The sequence below is a fragment of the Pseudonocardia sp. genome, assembly GCF_029263155.1.
GTDB lineage: Bacteria > Actinomycetota > Actinomycetes > Mycobacteriales > Pseudonocardiaceae > Pseudonocardia.
On the sequence record NZ_JAJCYB010000014.1, the window covers coordinates 1 to 24716 of the forward strand.

General features: G+C 74.0%; 25 protein-coding genes and 3 tRNA genes. 17 read left to right on the forward strand and 11 right to left on the reverse strand.

The annotated features are described in order from the left end of the window. Nucleotides 1-288: 288 nt before the first annotated feature. Nucleotides 289-807 carry a hypothetical protein gene (locus Q1K26_RS02105; RefSeq protein WP_300007399.1) on the reverse strand — a complete coding sequence of 173 codons (519 nt, stop codon included), beginning with the start codon at nucleotides 805-807 and terminating at the stop codon, nucleotides 289-291. A gap of 254 nt (nucleotides 808-1061) precedes the next feature. On the opposite strand from Q1K26_RS02105, the gene Q1K26_RS02110 reads away from it, so the two are divergent. Together Q1K26_RS02110 and Q1K26_RS02115 are read left to right on the forward strand one after the other, a co-directional pair. Beyond that, complete coding sequence (locus tag Q1K26_RS02110; protein WP_300007400.1) at nucleotides 1062-1976, forward strand: NAD-dependent epimerase/dehydratase family protein; 915 nt, start codon at nucleotides 1062-1064, stop codon at nucleotides 1974-1976. A gap of 374 nt (nucleotides 1977-2350) precedes the next feature. Beyond that, nucleotides 2351-3307, forward strand: coding sequence for a hypothetical protein (locus tag Q1K26_RS02115; protein WP_300007401.1), 957 nt, complete (start codon nucleotides 2351-2353; stop codon nucleotides 3305-3307). A 79-nt stretch (nucleotides 3308-3386) separates the two neighbouring features. Here Q1K26_RS02115 and mftR read toward each other — a convergent pair whose 3' ends face one another. The 5 genes from mftR to Q1K26_RS02140 form a co-directional block, all read right to left on the reverse strand. Beyond that, nucleotides 3387-4022: a mycofactocin system transcriptional regulator gene (gene mftR, locus Q1K26_RS02120; RefSeq protein ID WP_300007402.1), complete on the reverse strand. Its 636-nt coding sequence runs from the start codon at nucleotides 4020-4022 to the stop codon at nucleotides 3387-3389. An 84-nt stretch (nucleotides 4023-4106) separates the two neighbouring features. Next, nucleotides 4107-5402, reverse strand: coding sequence for a GGDEF domain-containing protein (locus Q1K26_RS02125; RefSeq protein WP_300007403.1), 1296 nt, complete (start codon nucleotides 5400-5402; stop codon nucleotides 4107-4109). 85 nt (nucleotides 5403-5487) lie between these two features. Continuing rightward, on the reverse strand, nucleotides 5488-6051 hold the full coding sequence (locus Q1K26_RS02130; RefSeq protein WP_300007404.1) for a hypothetical protein: 564 nt from the start codon (nucleotides 6049-6051) through the stop codon (nucleotides 5488-5490). A gap of 69 nt (nucleotides 6052-6120) precedes the next feature. Beyond that, on the reverse strand, nucleotides 6121-7002 hold the full coding sequence (locus tag Q1K26_RS02135; RefSeq protein WP_300007456.1) for an RNA polymerase sigma-70 factor: 882 nt from the start codon (nucleotides 7000-7002) through the stop codon (nucleotides 6121-6123). A gap of 26 nt (nucleotides 7003-7028) precedes the next feature. After that, nucleotides 7029-7604 carry a carboxymuconolactone decarboxylase family protein gene (locus Q1K26_RS02140; RefSeq protein WP_300007405.1) on the reverse strand — a complete coding sequence of 192 codons (576 nt, stop codon included), beginning with the start codon at nucleotides 7602-7604 and terminating at the stop codon, nucleotides 7029-7031. Between the two features lie 223 nt (nucleotides 7605-7827). On the opposite strand from Q1K26_RS02140, the gene Q1K26_RS02145 reads away from it, so the two are divergent. After that, nucleotides 7828-8520, forward strand: coding sequence for a DUF3159 domain-containing protein (locus Q1K26_RS02145; protein ID WP_300007406.1), 693 nt, complete (start codon nucleotides 7828-7830; stop codon nucleotides 8518-8520). A gap of 428 nt (nucleotides 8521-8948) precedes the next feature. On the opposite strand, the gene Q1K26_RS02150 is transcribed toward Q1K26_RS02145, so the two are convergent. The 4 genes from Q1K26_RS02150 to Q1K26_RS02165 form a co-directional block, all read right to left on the reverse strand. Continuing rightward, nucleotides 8949-9025: transfer RNA gene (locus Q1K26_RS02150), tRNA-Phe, on the reverse strand. Between the two features lie 31 nt (nucleotides 9026-9056). Further along, nucleotides 9057-9130: transfer RNA gene (locus Q1K26_RS02155), tRNA-Asp, on the reverse strand. 35 nt (nucleotides 9131-9165) lie between these two features. Continuing rightward, nucleotides 9166-9238: transfer RNA gene (locus Q1K26_RS02160), tRNA-Glu, on the reverse strand. Nucleotides 9239-9330: 92 nt separating this feature from the next. After that, nucleotides 9331-9570, reverse strand: coding sequence for a hypothetical protein (locus Q1K26_RS02165; RefSeq protein ID WP_300007407.1), 240 nt, complete (start codon nucleotides 9568-9570; stop codon nucleotides 9331-9333). Nucleotides 9571-9841: 271 nt separating this feature from the next. On the opposite strand from Q1K26_RS02165, the gene Q1K26_RS02170 reads away from it, so the two are divergent. The 5 genes from Q1K26_RS02170 to Q1K26_RS02190 all read left to right on the forward strand — a co-directional run bounded on the left by Q1K26_RS02170 (nucleotide 9842) and on the right by Q1K26_RS02190 (nucleotide 13523). Continuing rightward, nucleotides 9842-10063, forward strand: a complete 222-nt coding sequence (locus Q1K26_RS02170) for a copper ion binding protein (protein ID WP_300007408.1) — start codon at nucleotides 9842-9844, stop codon at nucleotides 10061-10063. Between the two features lie 22 nt (nucleotides 10064-10085). After that, complete coding sequence (locus Q1K26_RS02175; RefSeq protein WP_300007409.1) at nucleotides 10086-10430, forward strand: hypothetical protein; 345 nt, start codon at nucleotides 10086-10088, stop codon at nucleotides 10428-10430. Between the two features lie 114 nt (nucleotides 10431-10544). Next, complete coding sequence (locus Q1K26_RS02180) at nucleotides 10545-11024, forward strand: MarR family transcriptional regulator (RefSeq protein ID WP_300007410.1); 480 nt, start codon at nucleotides 10545-10547, stop codon at nucleotides 11022-11024. After that, nucleotides 11017-11940, forward strand: a complete 924-nt coding sequence (locus Q1K26_RS02185) for an ABC transporter ATP-binding protein (protein WP_300007411.1) — start codon at nucleotides 11017-11019, stop codon at nucleotides 11938-11940. The genes Q1K26_RS02180 and Q1K26_RS02185 overlap by 8 nt, the downstream gene beginning before the upstream one ends. Then, on the forward strand, nucleotides 11937-13523 hold the full coding sequence (locus Q1K26_RS02190; RefSeq protein WP_300007412.1) for an ABC transporter permease: 1587 nt from the start codon (nucleotides 11937-11939) through the stop codon (nucleotides 13521-13523). Before Q1K26_RS02185 ends, Q1K26_RS02190 begins: the two co-directional genes overlap by 4 nt. A 211-nt stretch (nucleotides 13524-13734) precedes the next feature. Here the strand turns inward: Q1K26_RS02190 and Q1K26_RS02195 are convergent, their stop codons facing one another. Then, nucleotides 13735-15030 (reverse strand): GDSL-type esterase/lipase family protein, encoded by a 1296-nt coding sequence (locus tag Q1K26_RS02195; RefSeq protein WP_300007414.1) that lies wholly within the window; start codon nucleotides 15028-15030, stop codon nucleotides 13735-13737. A 341-nt stretch (nucleotides 15031-15371) separates the two neighbouring features. Between Q1K26_RS02195 and Q1K26_RS02200 the strand changes: the two genes are divergently transcribed. The 9 genes from Q1K26_RS02200 (at nucleotide 15372) to Q1K26_RS02240 (ending at nucleotide 24704) form a co-directional block, all read left to right on the forward strand. Next, nucleotides 15372-17252, forward strand: a complete 1881-nt coding sequence (locus Q1K26_RS02200) for a propionyl-CoA synthetase (protein WP_300007415.1) — start codon at nucleotides 15372-15374, stop codon at nucleotides 17250-17252. A gap of 387 nt (nucleotides 17253-17639) precedes the next feature. After that, nucleotides 17640-18287, forward strand: coding sequence for a sortase (locus Q1K26_RS02205; protein ID WP_300007416.1), 648 nt, complete (start codon nucleotides 17640-17642; stop codon nucleotides 18285-18287). A 48-nt stretch (nucleotides 18288-18335) separates the two neighbouring features. Further along, nucleotides 18336-18527 (forward strand): ferredoxin, encoded by a 192-nt coding sequence (locus Q1K26_RS02210; RefSeq protein ID WP_300007417.1) that lies wholly within the window; start codon nucleotides 18336-18338, stop codon nucleotides 18525-18527. A gap of 89 nt (nucleotides 18528-18616) precedes the next feature. Then, nucleotides 18617-20224 (forward strand): acyl--CoA ligase family protein, encoded by a 1608-nt coding sequence (locus Q1K26_RS02215; RefSeq protein WP_300007418.1) that lies wholly within the window; start codon nucleotides 18617-18619, stop codon nucleotides 20222-20224. 60 nt (nucleotides 20225-20284) lie between these two features. Further along, nucleotides 20285-21451, forward strand: a complete 1167-nt coding sequence (locus tag Q1K26_RS02220) for an MFS transporter (RefSeq protein WP_300007419.1) — start codon at nucleotides 20285-20287, stop codon at nucleotides 21449-21451. A 722-nt stretch (nucleotides 21452-22173) separates the two neighbouring features. Continuing rightward, entirely contained in the window at nucleotides 22174-22845 is a 672-nt protein-coding gene (locus tag Q1K26_RS02225; protein WP_300007420.1) for an SDR family oxidoreductase, read from the forward strand. Further along, nucleotides 22838-23653, forward strand: coding sequence for a serine hydrolase domain-containing protein (locus tag Q1K26_RS02230; protein WP_300007421.1), 816 nt, complete (start codon nucleotides 22838-22840; stop codon nucleotides 23651-23653). The genes Q1K26_RS02225 and Q1K26_RS02230 overlap by 8 nt, the downstream gene beginning before the upstream one ends. Next, nucleotides 23650-24144, forward strand: a complete 495-nt coding sequence (locus Q1K26_RS02235) for a GNAT family N-acetyltransferase (protein ID WP_300007422.1) — start codon at nucleotides 23650-23652, stop codon at nucleotides 24142-24144. Before Q1K26_RS02230 ends, Q1K26_RS02235 begins: the two co-directional genes overlap by 4 nt. 299 nt (nucleotides 24145-24443) lie before the next feature. After that, nucleotides 24444-24704, forward strand: coding sequence for a hypothetical protein (locus tag Q1K26_RS02240; RefSeq protein ID WP_300007423.1), 261 nt, complete (start codon nucleotides 24444-24446; stop codon nucleotides 24702-24704). Nucleotides 24705-24716: the final 12 nt, after the last annotated feature.

Below are 24716 nucleotides of genomic sequence, written 5' to 3' on the forward strand. Positions count from 1 at the left end.
GGCCGCCGGAACGAATGCAGGACGGCCGGGCGCGCCCCGGCGATCCGGTGCCCCCCGGAGGCGTGGTGCCCCCACGCCTCCGGGGGCACCTCTTCGCGACCGTGGAGGATGGTCGGGGGCGGGGGGGGGGCCCACCCCCGCCCCCCGCCCACGTTCGGGGTGCGGCAGCGCGGCGAGACGGAAGTGCCATCTCGGGCGCCGCACCTCACCGGGGTGCCCGGGCCGCGCCCGGCGCGGCTCGACGAGCTGCAGCAGCGGGGCGGAACCGGGCCCGGTTCGCGGTCCTGGCTAGAACCGCATCCCGACCGCGGCGGCAGCGGCGGGCCGCTGGGCGCCCGGATGCCTCTCCCGGTCGGCCCGCCACCGAGCGCTCTCGGTGGCGGCGGGGACGATCAGTTCGACGGGCGGGAGCCGGTACCCGGTCAGCGCCGGGGCGACCCGCCAGTGCACCCAGCCGTCGGGCACCTGCGACGGAGGCGCGAGCACGGCGGCGCCGCCGGTGTGCAGGGTGACGCCCTCGGCGTCGCGGAGATCGGCCGGCAGCACCGCTCCGGTGGCGATCGGGTACCACCAGCTACCGGTCGGGGTGGCCGCCACCGCGACGACGGCATCCACCGCGCGCAGCTGGGCGCAGATGCCGCGCCCGATGGCCGCGGGCACCTCCAGGACGTCGAACGCCGCGCCCGTGACGAGCAGCAGCTCGGTGGCGGACTGCTCGATCACCGGCCAGCCGTGGACGGTGAACTCCCGCGCTGCCGCGCGCAGCTCCGCACCGTGGACCGTGCGGTAGCTGTCCCAGCCCGACATGGTTCAAACCTCCTGCGTCGAAGTCCTGATGTGTTCCTCAACACCAAGCATGGGGCCCGGGAGACGCACCGCGAAGGTTCGAGCGACGACCGTGCGTGACATCGAGCCGAGCGGACGGGCCCGACCGCGTCCCGACCGGTCGCCCGCTGAGCTGAGGGTGACCGGTCCGGGTCTCAGGTTCGACGGCTAGGCCATCAGTGGTTCCGCCGGTCGTCGCCCGGCCGTCGTCGACCAGCGGCTGACACGATGGCCGCATGTTGCTGGTCACGGGAGCGACCGGGTTCCTCGGCAGTGCACTGGTCCATCTGGCCGTGGGTCAGGGCCGCGACGTGCGCGTGGCGGTGCGCGACGCCGAACGGGCACGGACCCTGCTCCCGCCGGGGGTCGACGTCGCCCTCGCCGACCTGGCCGACCTCGACGCCCTCACCCGTGCTGCCCGCGGATGCACGGGGGTGCTCCACCTCGCGGGGTCGGTGGGGCACTCCGCGGAGCAGACGCGGCGCGCGAACGTCGAGGGCACCCGGACGGTGCTGGCCGCCACGATGGCCGCAGGCGTGCCACGGCTGGTCTACACGAGCAGCAGCGCCGCCGTGCTGGACGCCGAGGGGCTGGTGGCCGAGGAGCCGACCCTCCCACCGGTGTTGACCGATGCGTACTCCACGAGCAAGGCCGCGGCCGAGCGGCTGGTGCTGGCGGCGGCGTCCGAGGGCCTGGGCGCCATGATCACGAACCCGGTCAGCGTCTACGGGCCGAGCCCGCAGGGCCCCTACAGCTACAACGGGCTGTTCCTGGCCGCCGCCCGGGGCGAGGTCCCGGCGGTGGTGGACTCGGAGATCGGTTGGGTGCTCGCGGAGGACGCGGCACAGGGACACCTGCTCGCACTGGATCGGGGCGAACCGGGCAGGCGCTACGTCCTGTGCGGGCACACGGCGACCTTCGGCCGCATGCTGCACTCCTTCGCCGACCTCGTGGGCGGCAGTCGGGTGGCGGTGCGGGCACCGGGCTCCCGACTGGGCGAGGACGCCGGCACCTTCGCCCGACGCTCGGAGGTCTACGGACACTTCCCCCCGGTGCGGGTGGACGACCGCGGTGCCCGCGCCCTCGGGTTCGCACCCCGCGGGATCGAGGAGGGCCTCGCGCTGACGGCACGCTGGACCGGCCCCCTCTGACCGGCGTGTCCGCGCCGCGCATCGATGATCACCCAGTGTGAAGATCGGTCCCCGACACACCCACGCATGGTGACGATCTTGTCCGTTCGAGGGAGTCCGGCCAACTCCCACCTCGACGGGTGATGGCGTGCACGCGGTCCGGTGCGGCGAGGCGACGACCCCGGCGCGTCCGGGTGACGGGGCACCGGCCGACCCGGTCCGGATGACCCCCGGAACGGTGGCAGGACCGGTCGTGGTGACCGTGTGTGCACGCTCCGGCGCATCGGCGACCGCCGGTCGGTAACAGCGGCTCTAGCGCCCCACTTACCCCACGCGCATCATTCCGTGTCGTCACGCCCACCGATCTCGGGGAGGCTCCGATGCGGAGTCACAGAATGACCCAGGCAATTGTCGCCGTGACGGCGAGCGGTGTCCTCGCCGTCATCGGTGCCACGAGCGCGAGCGCCGCTGCGCCGCAGCAAGTGCCCGTCGAGGACACCGGGCTGGAGGTACCGGAGCCGCCCACCCCGCTGGGCGGCCTGCTCAACGGCCTGCTGCTCACCCTGCAGGAGCTCCTGCCCGACGTGCTGGGCGGCACCGTGCCCGCGGACCCGCCCGCCGCGCTCCCGGCTCTCGACCCCGGGCTGCCCGCGACGCCCGGCGTACCCGCCGCGCCCGGCGTACCCGGTGTGCCCGGCGCGCCGGACCTGCCCGCCGCGCCCGGCGTGCCGGACGTGCCCGCGGCCCTGCCGGCCGGAGCCGACCAGCTCCCGGAACCGCCGGTGACCGATCCCTGCGCCGCGGTCCCCGCGGCACCGGACCCGGGCACCGCCGACCCGTCGCTGCCCGACCCCACGCCGACCGGTCCGGGCCTCGCCGATCCCGGCCAGACGCCCGCGGTACCTGCGGTTCCGGCCGTTCCCGCGGACCCGGGTGTTCCCGCGGTCCCGGCGCCGCCCGGCGTACCGGTCCCCGCCGCGCCGGGCCTCGCCGATCCCGGGGCGACCGATCCCGGGGCAACCGATCCCGGCGGTGCACTCCCGGCGCCGACGGATCCGGCCACCGGCCTGCCCGTCGAGTGCCCGGACCCGCCGGCCGCTCCAGGGGATCTCCCGACCGTGCCCGACCCGGCCGCCTCGGACCCGGCGAGTGCCCTTCCGGACCCCGGGGGAGCCGAGCCCGGCCCGGCCGCGCCGCTGCCCGACCCGGCGGCCGTGCCCGACCCCGCCGCAGCGCTGCCCGACCCCGCCGCCGTACCCGATCCCGCCGCCGCGGTACCGGCTCCGGGTGTCGCGGTCCCGCCGGCCGGGGTGCCCACCGCGCCCGACGTCCCGGGGCTGACAATCAACTGAACCGGCCGGGAAATCGAGACCACGGCCGCGGCACCGGCCCCCCGGACAGCGCATTCGGGCGGCCGGTGCCGGCAATTCCTCAGTCGATTCCCGCGATTCCCCGGGCCGGCGCGGCCAATCCGCTCTCGAGTGCGCGGAACACCGTGTCGAGCAGCTCTCGCAACTCACCGTCATCGTGCCCGAGCCAGCGTTCGTACGCGGCGAGAGCCGCGCCGAGGCTCGCGTGGCCGATCGTCTGGGGCAGCAGGTCGTCGCGGCTCAGGTCGAGGCGCCCCGCCACGTAGTCGGCGACGACGTCGCGCCAGGCCGCGTACCGCAGCGTCGAGTGCGCCTGCAGCGTGGGCGTGTCGAGGATGAGCCGCAAGCGCCTGCGGTGCCACGGCTGCTCGGCGACGGGCACGTCGTTGAAGTCCAGCACGGCGGCGCGGACGCCGGCCATCAACGGCACCGCGGGTGGCAGGGCGGCGAACGTGGCGCGCATCCGCTGCAGCTGTTCGTCGAACGCACCCCACGGGATGTCGTTCTTGGACGCGTAGTAGCGGAACACGGTGCGGCGCCCGATCCCGGCGGCGGCGATGTCGTCGACGGTGGTGGAGTCGAACCCGCGACGGGTGAACAGGTCGAGCGCGATGTGCTCGATCTCGGTGCGGGACGTCACGGGACGACGTCCGGGCCTGCGGGCACCGTCCGTGGCGACCTCCGGATGTGCGGACATCGGACCTTCCTGCGCGCACCACACCCGGGGTACGCACCTGCCCGGGAATCGTGCCACGGCGCGGCGACCCCGGCGTGCAGAGCTTCAGACCGGGTCGAGACCGGGTCGGCCGCCGTAGCGCACCGAGTTGCGTCCCGCCTCCTTGGCGGCGTACAGCGCGCCGTCGGCCACCTCGAGCAGCCGGTCGAGGTCGGTGCCGTCGCGCGGGAACGCGGCCACGCCGACGGAGACCGAGACGCCGTCGAGCACCACCGACCCGCGCTGGGACGCCACCACGGGCCGCAGGCCGTCGATGCGTCGGCGGATGCGGTCGGCCACGGCCACGGCGGACGTGACCGGGTCGGCCCCCGGGTCGCCGACGAGCAGCACCACGAACTCCTCACCGCCGAAGCGCCCGACCAGGTCCTGGTCGCGCACCTCGGCGCGCAGCGCCGCCCCGATCGCGGACAGGACCTGATCCCCCGCGAGATGGCCGTGGTTGTCGTTGACGATCTTGAAGTGGTCGAGATCGAGCAGCAGGACCGCCACGGAGCCGTCGTCGCGGCGGGCGGCGCGTACGGCGAGGCCGGCCTGCAGCCGCCAGGCCCCGGCGTTCAGCAGGCCGGTCTTGCCGTCGATGCTGGCCTCCTCCTCGAGCTGGCGGACCAGCACCGTGCGGTGCAGCACCACGAGCGGGGGCAGGACGAGGATCGCGTAGGCCGGTCCGAGGACGGCCACGACGCCGGCGACGACCGCGCCCATGGCGAGCGTGGCGATCTCGAGCACCAGCTCGTCGCGATGCCCGACGACCTGCCCGAACGAGGCCCCCGGGAGGTTGAGCCGCAGCGCCACCGCGACCAGGAGCAGGTTCACCAGCGCGTAGGCCACGATCGCGGCCAGGACGACGAGCAGCCCGGCGATCGACCCGAACTGGTCGCCGACGGCGGCGCCGTCCCTGACCCAGGTCACGGCGTGGACCGCCAGCACGACCGTTGCGGTGCTGAAGACCACCCGGTGCAGCGGCGTACCGACCGCTCGCCACGCACGGACGTGGAGATGGAGGTAGATCAGCAGGACCGCGCCGGTGGCGAGCCACGCCGGGAGCAGGAGCGCCGCGGCGAACGTCCACACCGAGCTCAGGTCGATGTGCGGCTCGTCGTCGACGCGGTGCCGTGCCCGTTCCACGCCCAGCGACGCCTCGGTGTGCGCGATGCCCGCGAGCGTCAACGCCCCGAGCGTCCAGAACTGTGTCGCGTCCACGCCCGGACCGGCGAGCACGAGACCGCGCGCCAGCACGAGTGCGGCCAGCACCTCGATCCCCAGCAGCAGGCCGACCAGGCGCGCCGGGAGCATCCAGACCGGCCAGCTCCGCAGTCTGAGCAGCGGAGGTAGCGCCGGCATTCCGGTTCCCTCCCTCGTCCGCGACGGGCGGCGGTCGCGTACCCCTATCGGGTGATGATAGTTGGCGACGCAAGCGGTGTACCCGTCAGTTCAGACGGTAGTCGAAGTCGTCGTCCTCGATGTCGTCGTCGTCCTGGTCGTCATCGTCGTCGTCCAGGACGCGGGGGTCGAGCCGCTCGTCGAAGACCCCGTCACCGTCGTCGGTGTGCAGCACGACGGTGAGATCGTCGTCGTCACCGGACGGGACGGGCTCGGTCAGGGTGACGGTCACCGGCCCGGTCTGCCCCGGTGCCACCGCTGCGGAGCCGAGCAACCGCCCACCGTTGTCGTCGTCGCTGCGGACGGCCAGCCAGCCGGGGCCCACCGTGATCCGGGCCTCGCGGATGACGGCGGTCGTCCCGTCTCCGGACTGGTCGTCGGCGTCGACCTCGGCCCCGGGGTCCGACACGGGCGCGACCGGGGCGGCGGTGGGAGCGGCGGACGGCGAGGCCGCCGTGGTCGCGGTCGGGGAGGCCGCCGTGGTCGCGGTCGGCGCCTGGGCGGCCGTGACCGGCGCGACCGGCGCAGCGGAGGTGTCGGTGCCCGAGCCGCAGGCGGTGAGGACCGCGGTGGTCGCGGCCAGTGCGAGGAACGTCGTCGTCTTGTTCATGGCACCCACCTCACCGCCCGCACGTGAGCCCCTCCTGAGTGGATCATTAGACCGGTCTCAGGTTCGGCCTCACCGGATCAGCACCACCGCCTCGTCGAGCCGGGCGAGCTTGTCGGGGTTGCGTACGAGGTAGAGCCCGGTCACCAGGCCGCCCTCGATCCGCGCGGTGACGATGGTGTCCAGGGCGCCGTCGGCGAGCAGTCGCAGCGCCGGGGCCCCGTTGACCATCGCGACCTCCGCCGTGACCTGGACGTGCGCGGGTGTCACCGCGCTCAGGAAACGCACCACCTTCGCGGCGCCGCGGATCGGCACCCGTGCGGCCGAGACCACGCCGCCGCCGTCGGTGAGCATGACGACGTCGGGGGCGAGCACGTCCATGAGGGCCTGCAGTTCACCATTGCGCACGGCGGCGGCGAAGCGGCCCAGCACGGCGTCGCGCTCCGCCGCGGTCACCGCCGCCCGGGGCCGGCGCGCCTCGACGTGTCCGCGGGCCCGGTGGGCGATCTGGCGCACCGCGGCGGGCGACTTGTCGACGGCCACCGCGATCTCGTCGTGGCCGAACCCGAAGACGTCGCGCAGGACGAAGACCGCCCGCTCGACCGGGGTGAGGGTCTCGAGGACGAGCAGCATCGCGGTCGAGACGCTCTCGGCGAGCTCGACGTCGTCGGCCACGTCGGGCACGGTCAGCAACGGCTCGGGCAGCCACGGGCCGACGTAGGTCTCGCGGCGCCGCGCCAGCGTCCGGAGCCGGTTCAGGGCCAGCCGGGTGGTGATCCGCACCAGGTAGGCCCGGGGCTCGCGCACCCCGTCCTGGTCGACGCCGGTCCAGCGCAGCCAGGTCTCCTGAAGCACGTCCTCGGCGTCGGCGGCCGAGCCGAGCATCTCGTAGGCGACGGTGAAGAGCAGGTTGCGGTGCTCGCCGTAGGGATCGGGCACAGCGGGATCGGGCACAGCGGGATCGGGCACCGGGGCATCGCTCACGGCGTGGACGGTACGGCGAGCGGAACCTCGCAGACGTCGGAGAAGCCCTGGCTCTCCAGCCCTGCGGCGGCGTTGAACCGCGACCGCATGTTCTCCAGCGCGACCATCTGCGTCAGCTCGACCACCGCAGGCGCGCCCAGCGCGGCGAGCAGCCGTGCGGTGAGCTCGTCGGTCACCGTGAGCGGGGTCGTCGACATCGCCTCGGCGTAGGCGAGCACGTCGCGTTCGACGGCGGTGAACACCGTCGACTCGCGCCAGCGCGGCACCTCACGCACCTTGGCGAGGTCGAGTCGGTCGTTGTGCGCCATGAAGTAGCCGAAGTCCAGGCACCACGAGCAGCCGATCACCCCGGCGGAGGCGAGCTGGGCGTAGGACTTGAGCGTCGGGTCGAGGGCGTTCCACCTCGCGACCTTGGACTCGAAGCCGAAGATCGCCTTGAGCACCCTGCGGTGGTGCCACAGGACGTGGGCGTTGTCGGGCACCTTGCCCCAGGCGCGGCGGGCGTACGCGGTCATGACGCGGCCGTAGAGGCCGGTGATCTCTGCCCTGGGGATGCGGAACGTGCTGGCCATGGCGCTGCTCCTTCGTGGGGGGGTGACCACAGGACACCGCGGACGCCGAGGTCGTGACACCGCGGCCGGCTCGGGATCACCGGGGAGCCCGCCCGCGGTCGCCGCAACGGCGTGCACGGCCTGTGCCGACTACGGTGGGCGGCTGCCGGCCGGCCGCCGAGCCCCGGCTGGCCGCTCCGACGCCGACCCGACACGGAGAACCCGTGATCCGGAGGTGAGATCGATGGAGGACGGACGAGGTTCGTACGGCTCCGGCCGCGGGCGCGAACCTGACACGCCGACCGTGGAGGCCGAGGTGCGCGCCCAGCTCGTCGCCCGGCTCGGTGGTGCCCGCGCGGCGGTCGAGTCGGCGATCCCGCTCGTGGTGTTCACGCTCGTCTTCGTGATCGGCCGGCAGCTGACCTGGGCCCTGGCGGCGAGCCTGGCGACGGCGGCCGCGGTCCTGCTGGTACGGGTGCTGCGTCGCGAACCGGTCCGGCCCGCGCTGCAGGGGGCGGTCGGCGTCGGCATCGGCGCGCTGCTGGCCTCCGCGACCGGGGACGCCGAGAACGTGTTCCTGCCCGGCATCCTCACGGCCGCCGGCTGGACCGTCCTGCTGGGCGGGTCCCTGCTGGTCCGCCGCCCCGTCGGCGGCTACCTCGTCGCCGAGCTGATCGGTGAGCGCGACTGGCGGTCCGATCCCGCGATCATGCGGCTGGGCAACCGCCTGACGGCGGTCGCGGTCGCACCGATGGTTCTCCGCCTGCTCGTGCAGGTGCCCCTGTACCTGTCGGGGGCGGTGGGCTGGCTGGGCGTCGCGCGGGTCGTCATGGGCTGGCCCCTGCACGTCGCGACCCTCGCCGCGGCGGCGGCGGTCCTCGGTCGGGGGCGGACGCCGTTGCGTCGCGGGCGCGACGACCCGGAGGAAAGGTCCTGAGTCCGGGAACCCCGGCCGGGGCGAAGCCGGTGCTCCGACTACCGTGGCGGCCCGTCGACCAGTCCGTCCAGCAGGAGGCCCGAGCACGCGGGCGAACTGTTCGTCGGCCGGTTCGGTCGTCGCCCCCGGCGGCAGCGCTGCACGCCCCACCCGGGAAGGCATCGACGACCCACACGAACCGGAGTCCTGGGGCGTGGGGCTGGCGCTGATCGAGGAACTTCCCATGGGACGGGCCCGGAGGTAGCGCTGTTCCCGCCCGTGCTGCGCGCGGTCTCCCGCATCGGCGCACGGAGCGCATGGGCGACCCGCAACGGAGATCGCGTCGTCCGATACCGGTTTCCCGGCTTGACGGGGGATCCTCGACGACCGCTCGGCGGCGAATAGGGGCACCTGTGCCGGAAAGACAGGAATGCTCGCCTGGTGGGACGTGGTGGCCAGGGGCGGGGTCGAACCGCCGACCTACCGCTTTTCAGGCGGTCGCTCGTACCAACTGAGCTACCTGGCCGGGAGGTCCGGTGGGACACCGGACCGTGGAGCGACCCAGACGGGACTCGAACCCGCGACCTTCGCCGTGACAGGGCGACGCGCTAACCAACTGCGCCACTGGGCCTTGCGTACATCTTGAAGCACCGAGCGATGGAACCGTACCCCCAACGGGATTCGAACCCGCGTTGCCGCCTTGAAAGGGCGGAGTCCTAGGCCACTAGACGATGGGGACGTGGACTGCCGGAGCGGTCCTCGCCTCACCGACTGTCCGTTGGGAGCGAGGCAAGCATAGGACAGCCCGCGCCCGCATCCCACACCGGGGGGTCAGCGACTCACCGGCGGAGGCAGGTCCGGTGACGACGAGATGAGGCCGAGCATGTCGAGAAGCTCGCGGAGGTCGTCGGTGTCGCCGGAGTTGCGCGCCACCACCATGCGGGCGCGGTTGAGCTGGTCGTCGGAGACGCGGTAGGCGTCCGATGCCGTGCGTGGTGTGGGGATCGAACCGGGCGCAGCCTCCCGGTCCTCGCCCAGATCCCGCCGCGCACTTCCGATTCCGCCACTCATCGACGCCTCCCCGGTCGGTCGTCCTCGGTCGCGGCCGGGGAGGCGGCCCGGTCACCCGATCCGGGACCCCCGTCCCGGACCAGGCACGCGCCGCAGCCACCCCCTCGGCCGTGACCGAGACGTTACCTATCGGGGGACCCTGACGCACGCCCCTTGCCGAGTGAGGATCACGTCCCGCCGTGACGCTCCGCGTCGGCGCGGGCCACCGGTGACGGAGGCCGCCCAGGCCTCTGCCACCATAGTCCGGCCGTACTGCCGACGAGGAGGCCCGATGGCCGTCGAGACACCGTTCCGCACCTGCGTCACCGTCACCGGCATGACGTGTCAGCATTGTGTGATGTCGGTCACGGAGGAGGTCTCCGAGATCGAGGGCGTGACGGCGGTGGACGTCCGGCTGGACAACGGGCTGGTCACGGTGCTCGCCGACCGCGACGTCGAGCGGGACGAGATCGCCGCGGCGGTGTCCGAGGCCGGATTCGAGCTCGCGGGCTGACGGTTCGCCGTAGGGTCTGCCCATGGCCCCGGAACACCGTGCGCGCAACCGCGCTCCGCAGCCGGAGGTCGAGGATGCCGAGCTCGATTCCTATCTGGCCGCGCTCGCGCCCGGGACCGACGAGCACGCCACGGAGCGGACCGGGCGGTTCGGCACCGCCCAGGTGTTCCAGCTACGGCTGCCCGCGCTGCGGATCGAGCAGCTGCGGCGGATCGCCGAGGAGCGCGGCGTCTCACCGGGCTCGCTGGCCGTCGACTGGGTGATCGAGCGGCTCGACCAGGAGGACACCCCCACCGGGCCGATAGCCGTCGTCGCCGAGGCCGAGAAACGCAGGCGCGGGCCGATGAGCCGGCTGCGGCGTTCCTAGGGCGCTGTCGCTGCGGCGCCGGTCGCTCCCCGATCCTGACGGAATCCTGACGCCCGCACAGCTCACCGTCCAGTACGTTCAGTCCGTACTGAACGCTATGGAAGCGAGGGCCGGGTGTCGGGGTCGACGGGACCGGAGCGCCAGTTCGCCGAGGAGATGGCGCTCGTCTTCGAGCGCTTCGGCGTTCCTCGGGGGGCCGGGCGGCTGCTCGGCTGGATGCTGATCTGCGAGCCGGCGCGGCAGTCCACCGCCGAGCTCGTCGCCGCGCTCGGGCTCAGCAAGGCCTCGGTCAGCACCGCGGTGCGGTTGCTGGAGAGCTACGGGCTGATCACCCGGGTCGCCGTGCCCGGCGACCGCAGCGACCACTACGAGCTGCTGCCGGACGCGTTCGAGAGCGCACACAGCCACCTCGGCACGTTCCGGGTGTTCGGCGACCTGATGGCGAAGGGCCTGACCGCGATCGGGGACGCCGACGGTCCGCGGGCCGCCCGGCTGCGCGAGAGCGCGGCGTTCTACCGGTTCCTCGAGAACGAGTGGCCGGCGATGGTGCAGAGATTCCGGCGGGAGTACGGAGAGGGTGAGCAGGATGGCTGATTCGCCGATCGCGGTGTCCGGCCTGACCAAGTCGTTCGGACCCACGCGGGCCCTGGACGGCCTGGATCTCGACGTCGCCGCCGGGGAGGTGCACGGATTCCTCGGACCCAACGGCTCGGGGAAGTCGACGACGATCCGCGTGCTGCTCGGGCTGCTGCGATCCGACGCCGGCCAGGTGCGACTGCTCGGCGGCGACCCCTGGCGCGACGCCACGGCGCTGCACCGGCGATTGGCCTACGTCCCCGGCGACGTCACGCTGTGGCCCAACCTCTCCGGCGGCGAGGTCATCGACCTGCTCGGGCGGATGCGCGGCGGGCTCGACGCCGGCCGCCGGGCGGCACTGCTGGAGCGTTTCGATCTCGATCCGCGCAAGAAGGGGCGCACGTACTCGAAGGGCAACCGGCAGAAGGTGGCGCTGGTGGCCGCGCTGGCCTCCGACGTGGAGCTGCTGCTGCTCGACGAGCCGACCTCCGGGCTGGATCCGCTGATGGAGGAGGTCTTCCGCACCTGCATCGCCGAGGAGCGCGAGCGCGGCCGCACGGTGCTGCTGTCCAGTCACGTGCTCGCCGAGGTCGAGGCGCTGTGCGACCGCGTGAGCATCATCCGCGACGGCCGCACCGTCGAGAGCGGCACGCTGGCGCAGCTGCGCCACCTCACGCGCACGTCGGTCACCGCCGAGCTGGCGACTCCACCGGCGGGGATCGATGCGCTGCCCGGCGTACACGATCTGACCGTCGACGGCACGCGGGTGCGTTGCGAGGTCGACGCGGACGCCCTCGACGGGTTGCTGCGCAGGCTCGCCGACCACGGGGTCCGCGCGCTGGTGAGCCACCCGCCCACGCTGGAGCAGTTGTTCCTGCAGCACTACGCCCAGGACCCGGACGCGCGGGTCGACCGGGAAGCGGCCGTGCGATGACCGCGGCGCTCACCGGCACCGCATCGCTGATCCGCCTGGCGCTGCGCCGCGACCGGATCCGGCTGCCGATCTGGGTGGTGCTGCTCGTGGTCATCCCGGGGGTGACACCCCCGAGCTTCGCCGAGCTGTTCCCGACCGAGGCCGCGCGGGCGGCCTACGCGGGCGGGGTCACCGCCAACCCCGCGCTGCTCGCGCTCCAGGGCCCGATGTACGGCACGAGCCTGGGCGCGCTCACCGCGGGACGCAGCCTGTCGCTGACCGCCGTGCTGGTGGCACTGATGAGCGTGCTCACCGTCATCCGGCACACCCGCGCCGAGGAGGAGGCCGGGCGGCGCGAGCTGCTCGGCGCCGGGGTGGTCGGTCGGCACGCCGGGCTGGCGGCGGCACTCGCCGTCGCCGTCGGAGCCGGCCTGGTGATCGCCACCGGGGTGGCGGTGCTGATCGCCGCGGCGGGGCTGCCGGTGGCGGGATCGGTACTGATGGGGCTGGCACTGGCCGCGGTCGGGATCGTGTTCGCCGCCGTCGCGGCGGTCGCCGCACAGCTCACCGAGGGCGCGCGGGCCGCCACCGGCATCACGCTCGGCGTGCTGGGGCTCGCGTTCCTGGCCCGGGCCGCGGGCGACGGCGGCTCGGTGGAATGGCTGTCCTGGCTGTCGCCGCTGGGCTGGGCGGCGCGCACACAGCCGTTCACCGGCGACCGGTGGTGGGTGCTCGGGCTCGCGCTCGGCACGGCCGCGGTCCTGGCGGGCCTCGCGTTCGCGCTGTCCGCGCGCCGCGACCTCGCCGCCGGCGTGCTCCCGGCCCGGCTCGGCCCGGCCCACGGGGCGCTGGGCGGGCCGTTCGGGCTGGCCTGGCGGCTGCACCGGGCGAGCCTGCTGGGGTGGACGGCCGCGTTCGCGGTGGCCGGCGCCGCCTTCGGCGGGATCGCGCAGGGCATCGGCGACGTGCTCGACTCCAGCCCGGAGATCGTGGAGCTGCTGCGGCAACTGGGCGGCGGGGACGGGATCGTCGACGTCTTCCTCGCGGCGGAGTTCGGCATCCTCGGCCTGCTCGCGGCGGCGTACGGGATCGGCGCGGCGCTGCGGCTGCGGTCCGAGGAGACCGACGGCCGCGCGGAGAACGTGCTCGCCACGGCCGTCGGGCGCACGCGGTGGACGTCGAGCCATCTCGTCGTGGCGCTGTTCGGGCCCGCGCTGGCCCTGCTCACGGCGGGGCTGGCCGCCGGCCTCGTGCACGGTGCGGCGCTCGGCGACGTCGACGGCCAGGTGCCGCGGCTCGTCGTCGGCGCGGTGGCGCAGCTGCCGGCGGTATGGGTGCTGGTCGGGATCGCGCTCGCGCTGTTCGGGGTGTTCCCACGGGCCGTCGTCGGCGCGTGGGCGGTGCTGGTGGTGTTCCTGCTCTTCGGCCAGTTCGGGCAGCTGCTGTCGCTCCCGCAGTGGCTGCTGGATCTCTCGCCGTTCACGCACCTGCCCCGCACGCTCGGCACCGAGATCGACACGACACCGCTGGTCTGGATGGTCGTGATCACCGCCGCGCTGCTGGCCGTCGGGTTCATCGGCATCCGGAGGAGGGACGTGGGGTGAGGGCCGCGCTCCAGGGTGCGATCGGGCCCGTCGCGCGCCACGCGTTCGGCTGACGCGACACCCAGAGCGCGACACACGCACACGCAGACCCCGACTCGCGCGCACCCACACCCCGACTCGCGCACGCAGGGCCTGCCAACGCGCGCGAGTCGGGGGCTCCGTGCGCGCGAGTCGGGGGCTCCGTGCGCGCGAGTCGGGGTTTCCGTGCGGCTCAGGGGCCGGACACCAGCACGCGTGCCGGGCTCTGGTCGGCCAGGCAGGGACTGCCGGTCAGCAGCCCCGGGTCCAGGGCGTCGGCCAGGGCCCGGTAGCCCGCGGCGGACAGGTGCAGACCGTCACCGGAGTCGAACGCGGCGGCCAGGCGGGTCGGGTCGCGGGGGTCGTGCACGGCCGCGGCGAAGTCGGCCACGCCGTCGGCGTGCTCCCGGCCGTGGACGCGCACCCAGGCGTTGACCGCGTCGCGGGTGGCCCGCGCGGCCGGCGTGCCGTGCGCGCCCGTGGCCGACGGCGTGATCGTCGTCAACACCACGCGGACGCCCGCGGCCCGGGCGTGCCGGGCGAACGCCACCAGGCCGTCGATGATCTCGTCCGCGCCGCGCCCGGCGGCGATGTCGTTCGTGCCGATGTGCAGCACCACGTCGGAGGCACCGGTGACGTCGCGGTCGAAGCGGGTCAGCGGGGCGTCCCCGGCCAGCAGCTGGTTGCGGGAGATCCCCGCGTTGAGCACGGACATCGCGGCGGTGCCGCCGGTGGCCGTGAGCCGGCGCGCCAGCGCGTCCGGCCACCGCTCGCCCGCGCGGGCACCCACCCCGTCGGTGATCGAGTCACCGACCGCGACGACGGTGTTGACCGGGCGCGGCGCGAGGACGTCGACACCGGTGAGCACCATCCAGGACCCGACCGGCGTGTCGAAGGCCGCCCCGTCGTCGACGAGCGAGGCGTCGCCCGGCACGGACAGGTACGAGGTCTGCAGCGCCACCTCGTGCCGGGTGAGGACGTCGGGCGCGACCGGCAGGAACATGCTCACCGCGAGCGGCCGCCCGGCCTGCGCGACCACCGAGACCGGATCGCTGACGGCCTCCGTCCCCGGGGCGACGACGACGTCCGGGTGTCCGGCGAACGCGACCGGCCGCAGGGTGTCCGGCACCAGCCCGGCGGCGCCGTCGGACCAGGCGACCGACACCGAGCCCAGCGTCATCGGCGTGGTGCCGTAGGCGTTGGAGACCCGGACCCGCACCTGCGACCCCGTGGCCTGCGGCACCACGATCATCCGCAGCGTCCGCCCCGCGAGTGCCGGATCGGTCGGGGCCGGCTCCGCGGCTGCGTGCCAGGCCCCGACCCACGCGGGCTCGCACCCCTCCAGGCCGACGACCGAGGGCACGCTGCGCCCACCCGCCCCGAAGCCGACCGCTTGCGGCCCGGCCCCGGTGAGCGCGCACGCGCCGAGCAGGCAGATCAGCGCGGCAGCGGCGGCGACGAACCGCACCGCGCCTCCGAACCGTTCCACGCAGCCCCCTCGGTGCTCCTGCCCGCAGGCATCACGTCGTGCCCGCGGGAGTGTCATCGCCGCACCCCCCTCGAACGTGTCGACATGCGTGGCACGAACGGGTGGTAGGCAATCCGTTACGTGGGGTGGAACGAGCGGAGTGACCCGATCGTGAGTCGGCCGATCGGGTGATGTCGCTACGTCGGGTCGATCTGACCGCTCCCGACACACCCCTGCCGGGCGACCGGGCCGGGCCGGACCACCCGGCCAGGTGAACTGCACGGTGAAACCGGTTCGCGGCTAGGGTCGCCGCGAGGACAACCACGGACGACGGTGTCGCGTGGCCGCACGAGGAGGGTGTCGTGGGCGAGTACGACGAGGTGTTCCGGGCCAGCGTGGCCGACCCGGAGAAGTTCTGGCTGGACGCTGCCGCGGGCATCGACTGGCACCGCGCGCCGTCCCGCGCCCTCGATGCGTCGCGGCCCCCGTTCTACCGGTGGTTCCCCGACGGGGAGCTCAACATCTGCCACAACGCGCTGGACCGCCACGTCGACGCGGGCCGGGGCGAGCAGGCGGCGCTGATCTACGACTCCCCCGTCACCGGATCGCAGCGCACCTACAGCTACGCGGCCCTGCGGGACGAGGTCGCGACGTTCGCGGGTGCGCTCGCCGGGCTCGGCGTCGGTCACGGCGACCGCGTCGTGATCTACATGCCGATGGTGCCCGAGGCCGCGGTCGCGATGCTGGCGTGCGCGCGCATCGGCGCCGTGCACTCCGTGGTCTTCGGCGGGTTCGCCCCGAAGGAACTGGCCGTGCGCATCGACGACGCCACCCCGAAGGTGATCGTCTCCGCGTCCTGCGGCATCGAGGGCAAGCGGGTGATCGAGTACAAGCCGCTGCTCGACCAGGCGATCGAGCTGGCCGCGCACAAGCCGGAGCGACAGGTGATCCTGCAGCGCCCGCAGGCCGAGGCCGCGATGGGCGAGCGCGACGTCGACTGGGTGCGGGCCACGGCCGCGGCCACCCCCGCCGCCTGCGTGCCCGTCGCCGCCACCGACCCCCTCTACATCCTCTACACCTCGGGCACCACCGGGAAGCCCAAGGGCGTGGTGCGCGACTGCGGCGGCTACGCGGTGGCGCTGAACTGGTCGATGCCCAACGTGTACGCCGTCGGCACCGGGGAGACGATCTTCACCGCGTCCGACGTGGGATGGGTCGTGGGCCACTCCTACATCGTCTACGCCCCGCTGCTCGCCGGGGCCACCTCCGTGCTCTACGAGGGCAAGCCGGTGGGCACACCGGACGCCGGGCAGTTCTGGCGGGTGATGGCCGAGCACGGCGTCAAGTCGATGTTCACCGCGCCCACCGCGTTCCGGGCGATCAAGAAGGAGGACCCGCGCGGCGAGTTCACGAAGTCCTACGACCTCTCCAAGCTCCGGTACCTGTTCCTGGCGGGCGAGCGGCTCGACCCGGAGACCTACCGCTGGGCGTCCGAGCTGCTCGGCATCCCCGTCATCGACCACTGGTGGCAGACCGAGACCGGCTGGCCGATCGTCGCCAACCCGGCGGGTATCGAGCTGCTGCCGCTCAAGCCCGGCTCACCCACCCGCCCGCTGCCCGGTTGGGACGTGCAGGTGCTCGACACCGCGGGCAAGCCGGTCGAGGCGGGCACGGACGGCGCGATCGTGGTCAAGCTCCCGATGCCGCCCGGCTCGCTGCCGACGCTGTGGAACGACGACGAGCGCTTCCTGTCCTCGTACATGAAGGCCTTCGACGGCTACTACCTCACCGGTGACGGCGGGCGGATCGACTCCGACGGCTACGTCTACGTCATGGGCCGCACCGACGACGTGATCAACGTGGCCGGGCACCGGCTCTCGACCGGCGGGATGGAGGAGGTCCTCGCCGGCCACCCGGACGTGGCCGAGTGCGCCGTGATCGGGGTCGCCGACCAGATGAAGGGGCAGATCCCGCGCGGGCTCGTCGTGCTGAAGGCCGGCGTCGAGCGCGACGAGGAGGAACTGCGCGCCGAGCTCGTGCAGCTGGTGCGCGACCAGATCGGCGCCGTGGCCAGCCTCAAGGACGTGGCCGTGGTCGCCGCCCTGCCCAAGACCCGGTCGGGGAAGATCCTGCGCAAGACCATGCGGGGCATCGCCGACGGCAACGCCGACGAGCCGGTTCCCTCGACGATCGAGAGCGTGGACGTGCTCGACGCGCTGCGACCGGTGCTGCGCCGGGAGTGACACGAGGCCGGGGATTCTCCCCGATCGGGTAACGCGCCGTGACGCAGCGCGATGGACGGGTACAGGCCGGCGCTCCCCCTCGACGGCCGAACCCGCAGTCCCGAGAGGATCCCCGACTCTCATGTTCCACACGAGACGCGCCCGCGCGCGCATCCGTCCCGCGACGGCGGCGTGCTGCGCCGGGTTCGGCATGGCGGTGGCCGTCGGCATGGCCGTCGCGGCCGCCACCGCCGAGCCCCCCGGGTGTTCCGGCGCACGGTGCGTGGCAGCCGCCGATCACCTCGCGGTGCCGACGACACCGCAGGTCGCGACCACCCCACCCGCGGCACTGGTCCCCCGGCCCGCAGCCACGGCGGGCGGGATGCCGACCGGGCCGGAACCCAGGCCGTGAGAGCCGCTGCCGTGGTGCTCGCCGCGCTCGCGGCGATCACCGTCGTGGCGGGCTGCGCCACCCCGCACGCGACGGGCCCGGCCGCCTGGCCGCCCGCGACCACCGACCTGGCCGTCGTCCCGCTGGCGGCGACACCGCAGACGCCGGCCGTGCCGCCGGCACCGCCCCTGCGACCGGTCGAGCGGTTGGCGGGGTCGACCCCGGTCCGCCTCGACATCCCCGTGATCGGGCTGCGGGCCGCGCGGATCGTCGACCTCGGCGTCGACGGCGGCGGTGTCCTGCGGGCACCACCGGACGCGACGACGGCCGGCTGGTCGGTCCTCGGCCCGACCCCAGGCGCCGCGGGCCCCGCCGTCATCACCGCCCACGTGGCGGTCGGCGGCACGCCCGGCCTGTTCGCGCGCCTGCCCGAGCTGGCGCCGGGTGCCGAGGTGGGCGTGCACCGCGCGGACGGCACCGAGGTCGTGTTCGTCGCCTACCGGGTGGAACGGTTCGCCCGCAGCGCGTTCCCCACCGGCGACGTCCATGGCGACACCACGGGGCCCGAGCTGCGCCTGATCACCAGCGGTGGGGTCTTCGACCGCGGCGGGGGCCGGTACACCGACAACGTCGTGGTCTACGCCCGGCTGGTGGGTGCGCGGTGAGGGTCGCCTTCGGTGACACGCGCGCGGCGCGGCGGGCACCATGTCGTCATGAAGGTAGAGGTGGATTTCGACCTGTGTGAGTCCAACGCCGTCTGCATGGGCATCGCCCCCGAGGTGTTCGAGGTCAGGGACGACGACTTCCTGTACATCCTCGAGGAGAACCCGGGCGAGGAGCTGCGGCCCAAGCTGGAGGAGGCCGTGCAGGCCTGCCCCCGCGCCGCCATCAAGATCGTCGACTGAGCGCCCCCGCGCCGACCGGCGGTTGCCGCGCCGCCCGGCAGGGCAGAGGATCAGCGCCAGTCGTACGCCCGCCCGGAGGAGAAGTGCCGATGACCACCGTCTGGAACACCCCGCTGACGCCGCTGGCGTTCCTCGCCCGCTCGGCCGCGGTGTACCCGGACAAGACCGCCATCGTGTACGGCGAGCGCCGCCACACCTACGCCGAGTTCGGCGCGGAGGCCACGCGGGTGGCGCACGCGCTTCGTGGCTCCGGGATCGAGCCCGGCGACCGCGTGGCCTACCTGCTGCCCAACATCCCCGAGATGCTCGTGGCGCACTTCGCGGTGCCGCTGGCGGGCGCGGTGCTCGTGGCGATCAACACGCGGCTGTCCACCGAGGAGGTGCGCTACATCCTCGACCACTCCGGCTCGAAGGCGCTGGTCGTCGACGCGGCGCTGTACCCGGTGGTGGCCCCCGTGGCCGGCGAGCTCAAGACCGTCGAGGAGATCATCACGGTGATCGACCCGGCCAACCCGGGCGACGGCACCGGCAGCGGCGTCACCTACGACGACCTGCTCGCCCGGGGCAGTGACGAGCCGCTCGACTGGGCCGTCGACGACGAGGACGCCACGCTCGCGATCAACTACACCTCGGGCACCACGGGCAAGCCCAAGGGCGTGATGTACCACCACCGCGGGGCCTACCTGAACTCGTTCGGCGAGATCGTGCACTCCGCGCACACCCCGGACAGCGTGTACCTGTGGACGCTGCCGATGTTCCACTGCAACGGCTGGTGCACGCCCTGGGCGCTGACCGCGATCGGCGGCACCCACGTGTGCCTGCGCGAGGTGCGCGGCGACGTCATCTGGGAGCTGATCACCGAGCACGGCGTCACGCACCTCAACGGCGCGCCCACCGTCGTCACCACGATCATGCGGGCGCCCGAGGCCGTGCCGCTGGACTACCCGCTCGTGATCACCACCGCCGGCGCGCCACCGAGCCCGACGACCATCCTGCAGATGGAGAGGATGGGCTTCCGGATCGTGCACGTCTACGGGCTGACCGAGACCTACGGCCCGTACTCGGTCAACCAGTACCAGCGCGGCTGGGACGGGCTCGGACCGGAGGAGCGCGCCGCCCTGCAGGCCCGCCAGGGCGTCGGCATGGTCTGCGCCGACCGGCTGCGAGTCGTGGACGAGAACATGGTCGACGTGCCCGCCGACGGCACCACGATGGGCGAGATCGTGATGCGCGGCAACAACGTCATGAAGGGCTACTACGAGGACCCCGCGGGCACCGAGAAGGCGTTCGCGGGCGGCTGGTTCCACTCCGGGGACCTCGGCGTCATGCACCCGGACGGCTACGTCGAGCTGCGCGACCGGGCCAAGGACGTCGTGATCTCCGGCGGGGAGAACATCTCCACGGTGGAGGTGGAGCAGGCCGTGGTCTCCCACCCGGCGGTGCTGGAGGCCGCGGTGATCGGGGTGCCGGACGAGAAGTTCGGCGAGCGGCCCAAGGCGTTCGTGGTGCTCGCCGACGGCGGGAGCGCCTCCCCCGAGGAACTGATCGAGCACGTGAAGTCGCGGATCGCCCGCTACAAGGCCCCCCGTGACGTGGAGATCGTCGACGAGCTGCCGAAGACCTCCACCGGGAAGGTGCAGAAGTTCGAGCTGCGCGAGAAGGAGTGGGGCGGGGAGGCCAGCCGCATCCGCGGCTGAGTACCGGATGTGATGCGGACGCCGGCGCGTCCACATGCACCATCCCTTAGCATTGCTCAGGTGAATCGCTCGGGCCTGGCCGTGACGGGAGCCGTCTCCACCACCACCGTCTCCGTCCTGCCCGTGTTCCTCACCGGCGGGCTGGCCGTGCAGATCTCCGGCGAGCTCGGGTTCGACCCCGCGGGACTCGGCCTGGTCGTGGCGCTGTACTTCGGGGTGAGCGCGTTCGGGTCGTTGCCGTGCGGCTGGCTGGTCGAGCGGTACGGGTCCGGGCCGACCAGCCGGATCGCGGTCGTGGGCGCCGCCGCCCTGATGGCGGCTGTGGCCGCGTTCGCCCGCTCGTACCCGGCGCTCGTGGCGATCCTGCTGAGCAGTGCCTGGTTCAACGTGCTCGGCCAGCTCTCCTCCAACCTGACGCTCGCGCGGTACGTGCCCCCCGGCCGGCTCGGCCTCTCGTTCGGCATCAAGCAGTCGGCGATCCCGATCGCGACGCTGCTGTCCGGGCTCGCGGTCCCGACCGTCGCCCTGACCGTCGGATGGCGCTGGGCGTTCGTGATCGGCGCCGTCCTCGCGCTGAGCGCGCTGCTGGTCGCCCCGCGCGACACCCCGGGCCGCGGCCGCACCGCCGCCACCCCGGGCGAGCGGGCCACGGGTGCGCTCTCGGTGATAGGGGTCGCCGCGGGGCTGGGCGCCGCGTCGTCGTCGGCACTGGGGATCTTCCTGGTCGCCTCCGCGGTGGACCGGGGCGTCGACGCCGGCACCGCTGGTCTGACGCTCACGCTCGGCAGCGTCGTCGGATTGACGATGCGCCTGGCCCACGGCTGGGCGGCCGATCACCGCTCCGGAGGGCACATCGCGGTGGTCGCCGCCAGCCTCGTACTCGGGGCGGGCGGCCTCGCCCTGCTCGCGGTGCCCGGCACCCCGGCACTGGTGATCGGCACCGTCCTCGGCTTCGGCCTGGGCTGGGCGTGGCCGGGGCTGCTGCAGTTCGCCGTGGTGCGGCTCAACCCGTCCGCGCCGGCCGCGGCCACCTCGATCGTGCAGGCCGGCGTGTACGGCGGCGGGTTCGTCGGTCCCGTCGGGTTCGGGTTCCTGGCGGCGCAGTTCTCGTACCCGACGGCGTGGGTCGTCGGCGCGGTGACGATGCTGGTCGCGGCCGCGCTGATGGTGCTGGGACGGCGGCTGCTGGTGGCGCACGGCAGAGCGCGGGTGGGCGCCCCGGCCTGACCGCGGCCCGGGCACGGCCGGACGTGACGCCGACGGCGCGCGCGACCCGGACGCCACGCGCGCGGCAGGTACCGGGTGCGCGAGGGAGGGCCGGACCCCACCGCGCCTCGACCACTGCCGTCGCGGTCGCCGGGCGGGGCAGGCTCGACGGGTGATCATCGGTTGGGAACGCCCACCAGGCTCCCGCACACCTCCCGGTTCCGGGACGCGGATCATGCAGCCGACCCGACCCGGCCGGTGAACGTCGATCGTCGGATCGGAACGCACAACCGTCCCTGGCACACCTCCCGGTTCCCGGACGTCGATCATGCACCTGGGCCCGACCGCCGCCCCATCACGATCGCCGGCCCCGGAACACCCAACCGGCTTCCACACACCCCCCGGTTCCCAGACGCCGATCATGCTCCCCGGCCCGACCGGCGCCCCACCAAAGATCACCGGATCGGAACACCCAACCGGCCCCCACACACCCCCCCCCCGGTTCCCAGACGCCGACCAAGCACCCGGGCCCGGGCCCGGCCCCCGCCCGCCCGCCCGCCCGAAGATCACCGGCTCGGAACGCACAACCGTCGCAGCAGGCACGCCCCCGGGTTCCCGGACGCCGATCATGCAGCGATCCGGCCGCGGCGTGTCCGGGGATCGGCGTCCAGGACCCGAACGCGCGTGCCGGGCACGGCGGCCCCGGCCTGCCCCCAGCGCGTCCAACGGGCAGGATGACGGCCGTGAACGCAGTCATCGTGACCGGCGCCGCGGGCGCACTGGGACATGCCGTCGTCGCCGAGTTCCGCGCGGCCGGGCGGGTGGTCGTGGCGCTGGACCGACCCGGCGACCGGCTCGACGCCCTCGGTACCCCGGACGGCGTGCACGCCGTGGCCGCCGACCTGTCCGACCGGGCGGCCGTGCAGGAGGCGTTCACCCGGATCCCCGTCGACTGCGACGCCCTCGTCGGCCTCGCGGGCGGGTTCAGCCCCGGCGCGCTGTCCGACGTCGACGAGGAGACGCTCGACTCGCTGTGGCGCTCCAACTTCGGCTCGATGCTGTGGACGGCGCAGGCCGCCGCCCCCCGGTTCGCCGCGCTCGGCGGGGGCGCGATCGTCACCGTCGGGTCGAAGACGGCCGTCGGCGGGCCCGCTCCGGTCGCGCACGCCACGAGCAAGGCCGCGGTCGTGCGGCTCACGCAACTGCTCGCCGAGGAGCTGCGCGCGGACCGGATCCGGGTCAACGCCGTGCTGCCGTCGGTGATCGACACTCCGGCCAACCGCAGCTGGATGTCCGACGACCTGGCGGCCCGGGCCGTCGCACCGGCCGCGATCGCGAAGGTGATCGTGTTCCTCTGCGGTCCGGACGCCGCCCCGATCAGCGGCGCCGCGATCCCGGTGTACGGCGATGCCTGACCTCGCCGCCGCGACGGGTGCGGTGCTCGACTGGCCGGTCGACCACGCCGCCGCCGCGGTCGTCGGCCGCGACGGCGCGGTGCTCGCGACGGCCGGGGACCAGGACCGGGAGTTCCGGCTCGCGTCGGTCACCAAGCTCCTGTCCGCCTACGCCGTGCTGGTCGCGGTGGAGGAGGGCGCGATCGAGTGGGACCAGCCCGCCGGCCCGGACGGTGCCACCGTGCGCCATCTCGCCGCCCACACCTCGGGCCTGTCGTTCTCCGACGGCGTGGTGCAGGCGGCGCCCGGCGCGCGGCGGATCTACTCCAACTCCGGCTTCGACGTGCTCGGCGAGACCATCGCCGCGGCGGCCGGCATGCCGTTCGCCGAGTACCTGCACCAGGCGGTCTGCGAGCCGCTCGGCATGGCCGCCACCCGGCTGGAGGGCTCCCCGGGCGCGGGTGCGGTGTCCTCGTCCGCCGACCTGGCCCGGTTCGCGGCCGAGCTGCAGGCCCCGAAGCTCACCCACACGCTCGGGGAGGCCACGACGGTCGCGTTCCCCGGCGTCGACGGCATCCTGCCCGGCTACGGCCGCCAGAAGCCCAACGACTGGGGGCTGGGGTTCGAGATCCGGGACGGGAAGTCGCCGCACTGGACCGGGGCCGCCAGCTCGCCGCGCACGTTCGGGCACTTCGGGCAGGCCGGCACGTTCCTGTGGGTGGACCCGGACGCGGGCGTCGCCTGCGTGGTGCTCACCGACCGCGACTTCAGCGACTGGGCGGTGCAGGCCTGGCCCCCGTTCACCGACGGGGTGCTCGCCGCCCTGTGATCCACGTGCGGGCGTGCACGGCGAACGACGCGGCGGACTTCCGTCGCCTCGCCCTGGCTCCGCAGGTCACCGCGCGGATCGGCGTCGGCGCACCGTGGAGCCGGGCGACCGCGGACGCCCGGTTCCGGCGCGGCATGGCGGCGTGCGGCCGCGGCGAGGGCATGTGGTGGCTGGCCCACGAGCCGCAGGACGCCGACCCGCTCGTCGGCCTGGTCGTCGCCGAGGTCGACCACCTCGCCGAGATCGAGATCGGGATCTGGCTGGCCCCCGGCCGCTGGGGCCGCGGTCACGGCCGCGAGCTCCTCGCCGTGGTGCTGCCGGTCGTGCGCACGCGGTTCCCCGGGGTCACTCCCACGGCGTACGCGAACGTCGACCATCCCGCGTCGGCGCGGATGCTCACGGCGTCCGGCTTCCACCCCGACGGCACGCTGATCGGGCGCTACGGCACCGAGGTCACGCGCTTCGTGGCGGGCGACCCGACCCCGACCTGAGGGCCGGGAATGCCGGCGGGGGTACGCCTGTTGTACCGGCTGTCCGAGCCGGGCGATCCGTGTCCCCGGGTCTCACCACTTGCCGCCTACGGGTGTGCCACGCGCCGAGAGGCGACCGGCGCCCGGTTCGGACCCTCAGCCACGTTCGACCTCCAGCCACGCCGCGTTCGACGCGGCCTGCGACGGGCGGCGTCGTCCCCCCACGACGCCGCCCCTCACTCTGCCCGTTGCCGGGAACAATTCGCAGGTCGGAGCGGTTGTATCGGGTGTCAACACCCCCTTCAGGACGGCGGCAGCCCATGAAAGGCGATCGGGTCGAGATCGTCATCGACGCAGGCGGCGGCACCACGCGCACCTACGAGATCACCGCCACCCGCGCCGGACGCAGGGTCGGCATCACGCACTCGCGCGGTGTCGTCGAGGTGAGCGAGACCACCCGCGGCGGCAGCACCGTGCGCACGGCCCGGTTCCTCGCCAACCGCGTGCTCGCGCTGGTCGAGCACCCCGCGGCCGACAGCCCGGTCGCCGACGAGATCACACCGGCCCTGCGCTCCGTCTGACCGACGACCACA